Source organism: bacterium SCSIO 12844, assembly GCA_024397935.1.
Classification (GTDB): domain Bacteria; phylum Pseudomonadota; class Gammaproteobacteria; order Francisellales; family Francisellaceae; genus M0027.
This window is the reverse complement of sequence record CP073743.1, coordinates 2,413,490-2,426,427: the sequence shown is the minus strand read 5'-3', so window position 1 is coordinate 2,426,427 and position 12,938 is coordinate 2,413,490. Positions and strand designations below refer to the sequence as shown.

The following is a 12,938-nucleotide window of genomic DNA, read 5'->3' as shown; positions in this document are numbered from 1 at the left end:
TCTAGGAACTTTATTTTCTTTATTTATTGTACCTTTGATGTATGAATTAATAAAAGGTGCAAAATTACGCCTCACAAAGTAAAATATAAGTAATATTTTAAATAAATTTGTAAAATTAGAAAGAATGCTCTTGATTTTGATTGGCTGATTAGCTAATTATTCAATGTAGCATGAATAAAATATGGAGAGTTAAAACATGTTAAGCTTAACAAAAGTAATGCTGTCAATTGGTTTAATGGTTATTGTCATTGGAAGTTTAATTGGCGGAAGCTATGCTGGTAAAGTTGTTTATAATGATCAAGCGAAGGTATATAATCATAATTTATCTAAAATCTATCTTTATCAAAGCCCATCTAAAGAGTCATCTTATACAAAGATTGACCTTTCAACGCCATTTGTAAAAATTTACAAAGATGATGGCTGGGTAAAAGTAGGTAATACAGCAAATGGTCAAATTGGCTGGGTTAATCTAGCACAGTACAAAAAAGCACATGAGATTTGGAAAGCACAGTTGAATAAAAACTATCAAATCGTAGAAACAAAGAAAACTGCCGATGGCACGATTAAAATAACTGAAGGCCAAAAAGATGGTGTTCGTTATATGATTGTTGCTAAAAAAACGATAGAGAACAATAATTAAAAAATAAATTTTTATCATATACTATAAATGTAATTTATTGAACAAAAAACAGTCATCTTAAAGGTTGTTTTTTACCCTTTGCTTCTGATATAATATACGCAATCATTATATCGGGGAGATTTAAATGAGCAAATCGCTTGTAGTAAGACAAAATACATTGCCGGTGCCGGCACTTACCGACACAGGCGGCTTGGATCGTTATATTCAGTATGTTAATAATATCCCAATGCTGTCTGAAAAAGAAGAAAAAGAATTAGCACAGCGCCTAAGATCACAAAACGACTTAGCTGCTGCACAACGCTTAATTATGTCACATTTACGCTTTGTTGTACGTATTGCACGTGGTTTTTCAGGTTATGGTTTACCACTAACTGATTTAATTCAGGAAGGTAATATTGGTTTGATGAAGGCGGTACGTCGTTTTGATCCTACCGTTGGTGTGCGCTTAGTATCATTTGCCGTACACTGGGTAAAAGCAGAAATGCATGAATATATCCTTAAAAACTGGCGTATTGTTAAAATTGCCACAACCAAAGCACAAAGAAAATTATTTTTTAATTTAAGAAGTAATAAAGAGCGTTTAGGTTGGTTTACCCAAGAAGAAATTGAAGCAGTTGCTAAAGATTTAAACGTTGATAAAGCAACAGTTATCGAGATGGAAAAACGTATGAATGCTTATGATATGGCATTTGACTTATCCAATGATGAAGAAGAAGGACCACAATTATCACCTTCGATGTATTTGGAAGATCCAAATAGTGAGCTTGAATCTATCGTTGAAAAAGAAGATACTGCGATTCAACTACATCATAGCTTATTTGCAGCTGTTGACCAGCTTGATGAGCGTAGTCGTGATATCATTACACAACGTTGGTTGGTTGATGATAAAGCCACATTACATGATTTAGCGGATAAATATAATGTTTCAGCAGAGCGTATTAGGCAGCTAGAAGCAAATGCATTAGCTAAATTAAAGTCATTTATGGCTGAGGCTGCTTAAAAGTCCTTTTCATTTTCTAAAATGCTCGTTAAGATAGCCTAATGATCATAAGCTATTTATCAAATTAAAGAATTCATATGTTAGAGATTATTCGTCTTTATCTTAATAATCCGCTTGAAAATTATAATTATATTATTGTTGATCGTAAGCTTAATTTAGCTGTTGCAATTGATCCTTTAGATGTTAAAAAAGTATATTCTGTTATTCAAGAGCAAGGTTTAAATTTAGCTGCTATTTTTATCACCCATGAGCATGCAGATCACTATCAAGGTGCAAAGCCACTGGCAGATTTAACCAGTGCACCAATATACGCTCATCATTTGAATGTGGGTTATTTGCCACAGGTTGATATTGCCTTAAAAGAAGGGGATCAAGTCAATTTAAGTGAGATTTTAACGTTTGATGTATTGGAGACACCAGGGCATATTAAAGGTCATATTTCATTTTTTATGCCAAAAACACCTGATGATATATCACGAATAATCTGTGGTGACACCTTATTTAATGCAGGTGTTGGAAATTGCCGCCACCATTCAGCAGATATTAACGCATTATTTCGTTCAATTGATAGAATTAAACAATTGCCTCAAGCCACTCTTATCTATCCAGGCCATGATTATATTTTGAAAAATTTAGCTTTTGCTAAAACAGTCGATTCAAATAATCAAAAGATAAGTGAATTAATGGAAATAGTTCAAAAACAAACACCAGAGACACGCCAAATAACTGATTTAGCGCTAGAAGCTAAAATTAATCCTTTTTTACGTTTAAATGATATTGAACAATTTAATCATCAATCACCTATAGAGGTGTTTAACCATCTGCGTCAATTAAGAGATAAATATTAAGTAAATATAAAGATGAGTAAAATAAATAATGCGAATGATCCAGTCGCTAATTTGTTAGAAATAATGGATATTATGAGAAATTCCAAACGCCCTTGCCAATGGACAAAAGCACAAAGCTGGCAATCACTAGTTCGCCATACCATTGAAGAAGCTTATGAGGTTGCTGATGCAGTTGAAAGGGGAAATGCAAATGATTTAAAGACAGAATTAGCTGATTTATTAAATCAAATTATTTTTTATGCACAGATTGCAAAAGAAGAAGGTGGATTTGATTTCTATGATGTGGTTAATTATTTGACTGATAAATTAATTCGTAGACACCCAAATGTATTTGCTGATGAGCTAGAAGATGATGTAATTCAGTTAGAACGTAAATGGGAAGAGATAAAAAAACAAGAACGAAAACTAAAGTTACAAGAAAAACATAGTATTTTAGATGAGATTACTCAATCAATGCCATCACTATCTGTAGCAAATAAATTACAAACACGTGCATCACAGGTAGGGTTTGATTGGCGCTCAAGAAAAGAAGTATTTAAGCAATTACATTCTGAAGTAGATGAATTAAATTTTGCATTAGATAATGAAAGTGATGATGAAATTTTAGCAGAAATTGGTGATATCATGTTTGCTTGTGTTAATTTAATTCGTCATTTAAGAGCTGATCCAGAACAGGTAATGCGTAAAGCAAATCATAAATTTGAAAGAAGGTTTCGTTATATTGAAGAGACATTACATAAATGTGGGCAATCCTTAGAAGATGCTTCAATTGATGAAATGGATAAATTATGGCATAAGGCAAAAGAGTTTGAGTAAAAAGTTATTAAAATCAACATTTGTAATTAGTTTTTTTACCCTTCTATCACGGATTTTAGGGTTTATTCGAGATATTGTTTGGGCACGTTTTTTTGGTGCCACAGGTGGTATGGAAGCCTTTTTAGTTGCATTTAAAATCCCAAATTTTATGCGTCGATTGTTTGCAGAAGGTTCATTTACTCAGGCATTTGTGCCTGTATTGTCAGAGTATCGTTCTCAAAATACACAGGATGAACTGGTTGATTTTATTCGCCATGTGGTTGGCACACTTGGTGCAATATTATTAGTTTTATCTGCATTTGGTATGCTATTTTCCAGTCTTTGGGTGTGGGTTTTTGCGCCTGGATTTGGTAATGATCCTGCAAAATTTCAAATGGCAGAGCATATGCTATCAATTACTTTTCCTTATATATTATTGGTATCATTGACTGCTCTAGCTGGTAGCATCATGAATTGCTTCGAGCGTTTTGCAATTCCTGCCATTGCACCTGTATTTTTAAATATTTCCTTAATTGGCTTTTCTTGGGCCGCGCCTTATTATTTCCAACCACCAGTATATGCACTGGCTTGGGGGGTTTTTGTAGCAGGTATTATTCAGCTACTTTTTATGCTGCCTTTTTTAAAACAGCTAGGTGTATTAGCAATGCCAGCCTGGGGATGGTCTCATAAGGGCGTGAAAAAAATTATTAAATTAATGGTTCCAGCACTCTTTGGTGCATCTGTTGCACAGATTAGTTTATTATTAGATACGATATTTGCTTCATTTTTACCCAGTGGCAGTATTTCATGGCTTTATTACTCAGATCGCCTAAATCAATTTCCTTTGGGCGTTTTTGGAGTAGCCTTATCAACGGTTGTATTACCGCATTTATCCCGCTCTTATGCTTCAAAGGATGAAGTTGCTTATCAACGCTCTGTCAGGTGGTCTTTTCGGATTGTGTTATTATTAGCTTTACCTGCAGCATTAGGTTTGATTTGTTTATCAGGGCCATTATTAGTGACTTTATTTCATTATGGAAAATTTAACGTTATTGATGTTTATGAGTCGCAAAAAAGTTTAATTGCTTTTGCATTTGGCTTATTTTCTTTTATTTTAGTCAAAGTATTGGTCTCAGCGTTTTATTCGCGTCAAAATATGAAAACACCGGTAAAAATTGCTATTTTTGCTTTATTTTGTAATATGATTTTAAACGTGATTTTAGTTTTATGGTTAATGCGCTATGGTTTAGGCCATGTTGGATTAGCCTTATCAACAAGTCTTGCTTCATTTATTAACGCGGCTTTACTATACCTATATTTAAAAAAACATGGCTATTATCAACCTGTTGGTTTTAGTCGTTGGCTATTTTTATTGCGTGTATTAGGTAGTGTATTAATGATGGTTGTAGCAATTATGTCATTAAAAGGCAATTTGACGCATTGGATTGAATGGAATGTTTATCAACGTGTTTACCATTTGTTATTTTATATGCTAATTGCTATAGTTGTTTATTTTGTAGCATTATGGCTTTCAGGAATTAAAAGATCAGATTGGTTGGAATGATTCCGACTGTGACGACTAAAATAATAAATACCAGCAATAGCAGGAAGTGTGAAGATAAATAACCCAAAGAATAAATAATAACTACCTGTGCTAATGGAAACTGATGCTGGAAAATCAAAACTAACGATAATTGTAATCGTTGAGCTTATAATACCTAAACCTGCAATTAATATGACTCCGAAAATACCACCAGGCACTCTAAAAGGGCGGTGAAGATGACGATGGCGGACTCTTGATGCAATAAATGAGATAAATACACAAATATACATAATCATATAAAGCTGAGTCATTAGTATATTAAGCACCCACATACCAGCATTTACATTTGGTACAAATATAAAGATTAATGACAATAAAGAAGTAATAATGCCTTGAGTAATTAATAAAACAGTTGGTGCTTTTTTCTTATTTTCATAAGTAAATACTTTTGGAAGAAAGCCATCTTTTGCAGCGGCATGTAAGCCTTTAGTTGGAGCAATAATCCAATTATTTAAGCCAGCTAAACCGCCTAATACAATGCCAATTGCAATTAATGGTATCACCCAACTTAGATGTAATTGATTAAAAAATGCACTGAAAGCAACCATAATACCACTCGATAAGGTTGAATCTGTTGGTGCAATGATTGTAGCAATTGAGAGAGAACCAATCGTTAATGTTAAAAGAATAAAGAAAGTTGCAATTAATAATGCGCGAGGGTAATTTTTTTGAGGATTTTTAACTTCATTTGCATAAGCAGTTGTAATCTCCATACCGGTTAATGATAAGACAACCGCTGTGAAAGCAGCACCTAAGTGCAAGTTAGAAAAATCAGGAATCCAGTCGCTTAATTGATTAAATTGAATTTGAGAAGGTAAACTTGGATTACTAAACCAGTAAATACCGGCACTACAAATTAAAAGCATTGGAATCACAAGACCTAAGATACCACAAATATTAGTAAAAATAGCAGATATTTGAAGTCCGCGAATATTAATTAATGTGATTGTCCAAAAGACAATATTAATTGCAAAAAAGATAAATAAGTTACTATCAGTTAAGTGACTTGCAAAGGGATAGACTGCAGTTGCAATAATAAAACTTAGTAATGGTGGGTAAAAGACTAAATTTTCAGCATATTGATACCACAAAGTAACAAAGCCAAATGGTTTGCCAAGCGTTTTTTTACCCCAAAGGTAGACACCACCTTGCTCTGGGTAAGTTGTACTTAGTTCAGCACAAACTAAGGCTGTTGGTATAAAGTAGCAGATGCCTGCTAATAGAAAGAAAAAGACAGTATGGCTGCCAAATAAAGCACTTCCAGGTAAGTTTCTAATACTGTCAACCGATGTAATTGTAATCATTGCAACAGAAAATACACTGAGTTTTGCAATGGCATTTCTTGTACTTGGGTTCATTGATAAAGCTCCTAACTTATGTTTTAAGTAAATAGTCTATATAAGGATTTGGCAACTGATATGCTTAAAAAACATACCAATAAATTTAAGGTGTAAACTTTAGTTGTTATTGAACAAAAAATTTACACCCTGCGTTTGGCTGCTTTATCAATAAGAAGTGTAATGGGAAGTTTAGATAAAAAGGGAATTATGGAAAAACTTTGATTTAAGTTTAGCATGATTTGTTCTCTCTATTTTGCTTTATTAATTTATATTAATCATTCCAAATTTGCGACATAAATGCGCTTTTATAGTATTGTTTGTACATAATCAAGCCTCTTTCGTTATTTAAGGTCGTACGATTACTACCATAACTTAAAACTTAATTGATGAAAAGGAAAAAGTTATATAATGCCTTTAAGCAAATTTAGATATTACTTAGAATTAACTAACATATAACGGTATTGGTTTATAGCAATGGTTAATGCTAGTATTAACAAAAATTAAAATCTAGTGGAAGTTAGTAATGAAAAAAATACTTTTTTTAATGATGATTTCATTAACGTTATCAGCATGCTCAGTCTATAATGCTGTTGATGTCAATTCAAAACTTAGTTTAGATACTGATCAGAGTATCTCTAATATTCAAACGATGTCTTCTCAGCAATTATTAGGTGTTAGCAATAATAATTTATGTGTTGCTTATTATCAGAATAAGCCACCACAAGTTAAAAAAGAAATTGAGCGTAGAGGCCTTATTTCAGAAGATTCAGCTAGTACTGTATGGACATGGGATGATATTAATTCACGCCAAGTGAAAAAAGGCATGAGTTTATGTTCAGTATTGGCAGCTTTAGGTAAGCCAAATAGTATGACAGCAGGTAATCAATTGCTGGAATTAGACTATCCTGGTCAAGTCATCGTCATGATGAAAGATCAAAAAGCTAATACGTACCGAGTTACGGTTGTTAATTAACTGCTTGTAAACTTAGGTACTCTGGCAGTAATATTGGAATATGATAATTGAGAATTTCAGTATCTATTAGCTGTACCAAGGCTTTTTGAACAGCAATAATTTTAAAAATATTTTCTAATTGTTCATTATCATGACAGTACCAGTTGTTGATTAACTTTCTTAAGTCATTAAATTGCATGTAATATTGAGCTAAGTTAATTTCTTTTTGTAATTGTTGATATAACTGCTGCTTAATAATTTCTATATTTGCTTTTTCATCATCAGGCAGTGTATTAATAACATGGTCATAAAAGCCTGTGGCAAATTGCTTGAATTCATGATTTTTTAAGGTTAAATTGGCTAAATTTTCTTTTAGCAGTGTAATTGAACTATTTAATGTATTTTGCATTTTGCTTTCCCCCCGTCAATTATAAATAGCTTTGTATTTCTATAATAAAACATTGTTTCATTAAGGTTGCTATAAATCAAGACTTCATATTAAGATTATTTTAAATAAGTTGCTTGTGATAAAGTTACTATCAACATAATGATTGCTTGATGTTTGACAACGATACTGGCATATTATCAGGCATTATATCTAAATTCCTTATTTTGATAATTAATACTAAAAGGAGTAGGCCAAAATGTCTGACCAACGCTTAAGTGTGCTTCGTGAAAAGATGCAAGAAAACCAATTAGATTATTATTTAGTGCCTTCTAGTGATGAGCATAATAGTGAGTATGTGCCAGATTGTTGGCAAAGGCGTAGCTGGATTAGTCATTTTACAGGAAGTGCAGGTGATGCATTAATTGGTAATCATAAAGCTTATTTATGGACTGATGGCCGATATTTTTTACAAGCGGAAAATGAGTTAGATGCACAAGAATTTGAACTGATGAGGCAATCTGGTTTTAGCCCTGAAATTGAAAGTTGGGTAGTTAGTCAACCTAAAGGTATTCGTTTAGGTGTTGACCCTAAAGTAATTAATGTTAAACGAGCACATCAATTACGTTGCGCCCTTAATGCACATGAAGGTGAACTTGTTTTTGTAGAAGAAAATCTAGTTGATCAAGCAAGAAACCAGCTAGAATCACTACCTCAATTACCTAAAGATCCAATTTTTGTTGTGAATGAGAATTATACAGGCTTATTAGCAAAAGAAAAAATACTTCAAGTTCAAGAAGAAATTAAACAAGCTAATTGCCAGTATTTAATATTATCAGCATTAGATGAAATTGCTTGGATATTTAATATTAGAGGCAATGATGTTAATTTTAATCCTGTAGCTATTTGTTATGCAATCATAGGTTTAGATCATGCTGTATTATATATTAATCTTGAGAAAGTTGATCAAAAGGTTAGCGATGTATTAATCGCACAAGGTGTAAGTATAAAACCACAAATTGAATTTAAAGAAGATTTAGCATCTCTTGAAGGTGGTGTTTATTTAGATGATGTAACTGTTAATCAATGGGTAATGAATACCTTAAATGACATAATAACACCTTATTATCATCAGTCTCCGGTTGTTCGATTAAAAGCAATTAAAAATGCAGTTGAGCAAAAGGGGATGAAAATTGCACATAAAAAAGATGCAGTTGCGGTAATAAGCTTTTTACATTGGCTAGAGAATAACTGGCAAGGTGGTGTTAGTGAATTATCTGTAGCTGAAAAGTTATACCAGTTTAGATTAGAGCAAGAAGGTTGTCAGGGACCTAGCTTTAATACAATTAGTGGTTTTGGCCCTCATGGTGCGATTATTCATTATGCGGTATCTAAAGAAACTGATATCGCAATTAATGATACTAATCTTTATTTGGTTGACTCTGGCGGACAATATTTTGAAGGTACTACAGATATTACACGTGTTGTGCATTTAGGTAGTCCAACGGATGAACAAAAAAGAAATTACACATTGGTTTTAAAAGGGCATTTAGCTTTAGGCAATGCAGTCTTTTCTAATGGTACTTGTGGTGAAACACTAGATCTTTTAGCGCGTATGCCTTTATGGAAGGAAGGTTTAGATTATCGTCATGGTACAGGTCATGGTGTTGGGTGTTTCTTGTGTGTTCATGAAGGCCCTCAAAAAATATCAAAAATGATTACCAAAGTACCATTAAAACCAGGTATGGTTGTTAGTAATGAGCCGGGTTATTATCAAGATGGTGATTATGGAATTAGAATTGAAAATTTATGCTTAGTTACTGATAAAGAGACAACAGAATATGGAGAGTTTTATCAGTTTCAAGATTTAACACTGGTACCTTATAACTTAAAATTGATTAATAAAGACCTGCTTTCAGCAGAAGAAATTAAACAAGTAAATGCCTATCACCAACGCATTCGTGATGAAATCACACCTTTAATTAAAGATCAACAGATAAAATCTTGGCTGATGGAACAAACAGAGGCAATATAATATGGCAATTCATAATCATAAAAAAACAGTTTTAATTACAGGAACTAATCGTGGTGTTGGGCTTTGTATGGTTAAACATTACCTTGATAAAGGTTATCATGTAATTGCTGTTTGTAGAAATATCTCTGACAGTTTGGCGCAAATAAAAAAAACAAATACTGCAAGTTTACAAGTTGTTGATGGAATTGATATTACAGATCAAAACTCAATAAATTACCTAGTGAATGAAATTCAGCCGCAAAAAATTGATATTTTAATTAATAATGCAGGTCAATGGTGTAATGATTCTTTAAATGATTTTAATTTAGAGCAGATGCTTAATAATATGAAAGTGAATGCGTTTGGTTCATTAGCTGTTACCTATGCGTTATTACCTTTAATAAATGAAAATAGCAAAATCATTATGATGACAAGTAAGATGGGATCCATTTCCGATAACCAGTCAGGTGGGTGTTATGGTTACCGTATGTCAAAAGCCGCTTTAAATGCAGCAGCAAAAAGCTTAAGTATTGATTTAAAGGATCAAGATATATCAGTTGCTATTATACATCCAGGTTGGGTTAAAACAGATATGGGTGGCCCAAATGCGTTAATCGATGCTAAAACAAGTGTAACAGGTATTGCATCAATTATAGAGCAATTGAATATCGATAATAGTGGTTCATTTTATAATTATGATGGTCAGATAATCAATTGGTAAAACTAATATGTTTGAAGTAACAAAGAATAATCAATTACATTTAAATATAAAACAAATAGATAAAGTAGAAGATAAATTAATTCAATCTATGGTGGCTTCTGCCTTAGATGAAGATATTAATACAGGTGATATTACAGCAGAGTTAGTTAAAGATAATACCAATAGAAAAGCACAAGTAATTACTAGAGAAGATATGGTTGTTTGTGCCATGCCATGGGTCTATGAAGTTTTTAGACAAGTTAATCCTGATATTAAATTAACAAGTTATGTTAATGATGGTGAAAAAGTTTCAAAAAATGCCGTTTTGTTTGAAGCTTATGGTCATGCTAAATCTATTTTATCAGCAGAGAGAACAGCGATGAATTTTCTGCAAATGCTCTCTGGTGTTGCGACAAGAACAAATGAATTTGTAAAAAAAATAGCACATACAAAAGCACAAGTTTTAGATACAAGAAAAACGATTCCAGGGTTTCGCTATGCACAAAAGTATGCAGTACATTGTGGCGGTGGTATGAACCATAGAATTGGATTATTTGATGCTTTTTTGATTAAAGAAAATCATATTCTAGCTTGTGGTTCAATTACCCAAGCCGTTCAAAATGCACGTTATATTGCCAAAGACAAATCAATTGAAGTTGAGATTGAAAATTTTTCAGAACTTGATGAGGCTATTTTAGCGGGTGCTGATGTGGTGATGTTAGATAATTTTAATTTAGAACAAATGACAAAAGCTGTTGATATAACCAATGGTAGAGTATTACTTGAAGCATCGGGAAATGTTGACTTAAATACAATTGTTGATATTGCAGAGACAGGTGTTGATTTTATTTCAATAGGTGGTATTACTAAACACATTCAAGCAATTGATTTATCCATGCGATTTATTTGAATGTTTGAATAAATCAATAATGTTTTCTAATGGTCGTCCGATGGCAGCATTATTTGATGTAAGGACAATGGGGCGCTCAATCAGAGAAGGGTGGTTTGCTAATATCTCAGCCCATTGATAATGGCTTAAATCATCATCAGTCGACAGCCCTAGTTCAGAAAAAAGTTTTTCTTTTGTGCGAATTAATTGTTTTGGTGCTATATTAAGCTTTTCACAGATAATCAAAATTTCATCTGAAGAAAGTGGGGTTTTTAAATATTCAATTACTTCAAACTCTGAAACATTTTTAGTTAAATAATCTAATGCATCGCGGCTTTTGCTGCATTTAGGGTTATGATAAAGAGTGATTTTCATATATAAACCTAAGTATGTTTTCATTTAAAATCTAAAAAATATCATAACAAGAATTAGCTAAATTCGATAGCTAATTAGGTGCTATTTAGCCCATTTAGAAATGAATATATTTAATTAGTCATAATATTAATTTATAGATAGACAAATACTGCGCAAAAGATAAATGAAATATTCATATAAAAATTAAATTTCATAAGAAAAAGTTTGTATAACTTGTTTAATAAGAATGATTTATAAGAAAATTATGAATTTTTTTTGTGAAGTGGTTGGACATATGCTTTTGAAGTATGATATAAATGCATCAAGCAATATTTCCAAAATTGCATTGTTGTGTAATGGGATGAATATTGTTGAGGGACGCCAGGATGGACAATTAACTTAAGAGAGAGAAAAAAATGGCACTGGACTTTTCAAATGCAAAAGATAGAGTAATTTATTTACGTCGTTTAACTAAGTTATCACAGAAGAACTTTTGTGAAGAAGCTGGATTTGATGATATGATTGGTGTAGCAACATTACGCCTAGTGGAATCAAATAAACGTGATTTAACTAAATATGTTGCAGAAAAAGTTTGTAAGCGAGCAAGGAATCTTGGAATTGAGTGCTCTGCAAATTGGTTGTTGTTTAATGAGGGAGAACCACCAAGAGCGACAAAAAATGAATATGAATTATATGCTCCAGAATCTCGCGGTGATCGATTACGTTATTTACAAACATTAGCTCGTGTAACAGATAAAGAAATTGGTACACAATATGGAGATAAAGCCATTCAAGCTTGGCGTCATGGTAAATATGGCGGAGTTCATGTTGTTGCAGGTAATGATTTAACAGATGAATTTCAAAAGCATGGTATATTTGCAACACCAGAGTGGTTGTTATTAGGTAAATACTTATCACCAGTAATTGGCGATAAAAAAGCTTTTGAAGATAAGCAAACCATGCTTGAATTGGTTGCTCGTATTTTAAATGATGGTGATGTGCAAACAATAACCGGTAAAAGTATCTTTTCTAAATGCGTAGGTATTGAAGTCAAAGATCCTCGTATGCTAAATGATACGTTATGTTGTGTTGATGGCCGTTTAATGTATTTAACCTATCGTTATGAAGGCTTTAGTGCTCGTGAAGTTGATTCTGAAGAGACAATGCCTGCAAGCTTTAAAGAGGGAGCTAAAATCTATCAGGTTACTTTATTAGTACCATAGAAATTTAGTGATATAATCAAATTTATTTGTAGAGAGAATGCCTTAAAGTTATTTAATTTTAAGGCATTTTTTTTGTGTAAATAAATATAACCGTTTTATTTGAGTGTTGGTTATATTTAAGTAGACTATTATCGTGACCGATTTGTTACTCTATGGTATTATTTTAACAAATAATTTTAGAGATTGATTATCATT

13 protein-coding genes are annotated in these 12,938 nt (G+C 32.4%); 10 read left to right on the top strand and 3 right to left on the bottom strand.

From position 1 onward, the window contains the following. Nucleotides 1–196: 196 nt before the first annotated feature. The 5 genes from KFE69_10835 (at nt 197) to murJ (ending at nt 4,847) form a co-directional block, all read left to right on the top strand. The gene (locus tag KFE69_10835) at nt 197–640 is read left to right on the top strand and encodes a hypothetical protein (protein ID UTW41991.1); all 444 of its coding nucleotides are present in this window, start codon (nt 197–199) and stop codon (nt 638–640) included. A 124-nt stretch (nt 641–764) separates the two neighbouring features. Then, nucleotides 765–1,640 (top strand): RNA polymerase sigma factor RpoH, encoded by an 876-nt coding sequence (gene rpoH, locus KFE69_10830; protein UTW41990.1) that lies wholly within the window; start codon nt 765–767, stop codon nt 1,638–1,640. 77 nt (nt 1,641–1,717) lie between these two features. Next, nucleotides 1,718–2,488 (top strand): MBL fold metallo-hydrolase, encoded by a 771-nt coding sequence (locus KFE69_10825; protein UTW41989.1) that lies wholly within the window; start codon nt 1,718–1,720, stop codon nt 2,486–2,488. Nucleotides 2,489–2,500: 12 nt separating this feature from the next. Then, a complete protein-coding gene (mazG, locus tag KFE69_10820) occupies nt 2,501–3,304 on the top strand; it encodes a nucleoside triphosphate pyrophosphohydrolase (GenBank protein ID UTW41988.1) in 804 nt (267 codons plus the stop codon). Beyond that, a complete protein-coding gene (murJ, locus tag KFE69_10815) occupies nt 3,297–4,847 on the top strand; it encodes a murein biosynthesis integral membrane protein MurJ (GenBank protein ID UTW41987.1) in 1,551 nt (516 codons plus the stop codon). The genes mazG and murJ overlap by 8 nt, the downstream gene beginning before the upstream one ends. Here the strand turns inward: murJ and KFE69_10810 are convergent. Next, the gene (locus tag KFE69_10810; GenBank protein UTW41986.1) at nt 4,793–6,244 is read right to left on the bottom strand and encodes an amino acid permease; all 1,452 of its coding nucleotides are present in this window, start codon (nt 6,242–6,244) and stop codon (nt 4,793–4,795) included. The two genes, murJ and KFE69_10810, sit on opposite strands and share 55 nt — an antisense overlap. A gap of 505 nt (nt 6,245–6,749) precedes the next feature. Between KFE69_10810 and KFE69_10805 the strand changes: the two genes are divergently transcribed. Beyond that, nucleotides 6,750–7,199 (top strand): hypothetical protein, encoded by a 450-nt coding sequence (locus KFE69_10805; GenBank protein UTW41985.1) that lies wholly within the window; start codon nt 6,750–6,752, stop codon nt 7,197–7,199. On the opposite strand, the gene KFE69_10800 is transcribed toward KFE69_10805, so the two are convergent. Further along, nucleotides 7,192–7,587 carry a hypothetical protein gene (locus KFE69_10800; GenBank protein ID UTW41984.1) on the bottom strand — a complete coding sequence of 132 codons (396 nt, stop codon included), beginning with the start codon at nt 7,585–7,587 and terminating at the stop codon, nt 7,192–7,194. The two genes, KFE69_10805 and KFE69_10800, sit on opposite strands and share 8 nt — an antisense overlap. Before the next feature lie 235 nt (nt 7,588–7,822). Between KFE69_10800 and KFE69_10795 the strand changes: the two genes are divergently transcribed. Genes KFE69_10795 through nadC form a run of 3 tightly spaced genes read left to right on the top strand, consistent with a single transcriptional unit; the run spans nt 7,823 to nt 11,187 of the window. After that, a complete protein-coding gene (locus tag KFE69_10795; GenBank protein ID UTW41983.1) occupies nt 7,823–9,598 on the top strand; it encodes an aminopeptidase P family protein in 1,776 nt (591 codons plus the stop codon). A 1-nt stretch (nt 9,599) separates the two neighbouring features. Then, nucleotides 9,600–10,298, top strand: a complete 699-nt coding sequence (locus tag KFE69_10790) for an SDR family oxidoreductase (protein UTW41982.1) — start codon at nt 9,600–9,602, stop codon at nt 10,296–10,298. Nucleotides 10,299–10,305: 7 nt separating this feature from the next. Next, the gene (nadC, locus tag KFE69_10785; protein UTW41981.1) at nt 10,306–11,187 is read left to right on the top strand and encodes a carboxylating nicotinate-nucleotide diphosphorylase; all 882 of its coding nucleotides are present in this window, start codon (nt 10,306–10,308) and stop codon (nt 11,185–11,187) included. On the opposite strand, the gene arsC is transcribed toward nadC, so the two are convergent. Continuing rightward, nucleotides 11,167–11,541 carry an arsenate reductase (glutaredoxin) gene (arsC, locus tag KFE69_10780; GenBank protein ID UTW44056.1) on the bottom strand — a complete coding sequence of 125 codons (375 nt, stop codon included), beginning with the start codon at nt 11,539–11,541 and terminating at the stop codon, nt 11,167–11,169. The two genes, nadC and arsC, sit on opposite strands and share 21 nt — an antisense overlap. A 395-nt stretch (nt 11,542–11,936) precedes the next feature. On the opposite strand from arsC, the gene KFE69_10775 reads away from it, so the two are divergent. Further along, nucleotides 11,937–12,743, top strand: a complete 807-nt coding sequence (locus tag KFE69_10775) for a hypothetical protein (protein UTW41980.1) — start codon at nt 11,937–11,939, stop codon at nt 12,741–12,743. Nucleotides 12,744–12,938: the final 195 nt, after the last annotated feature.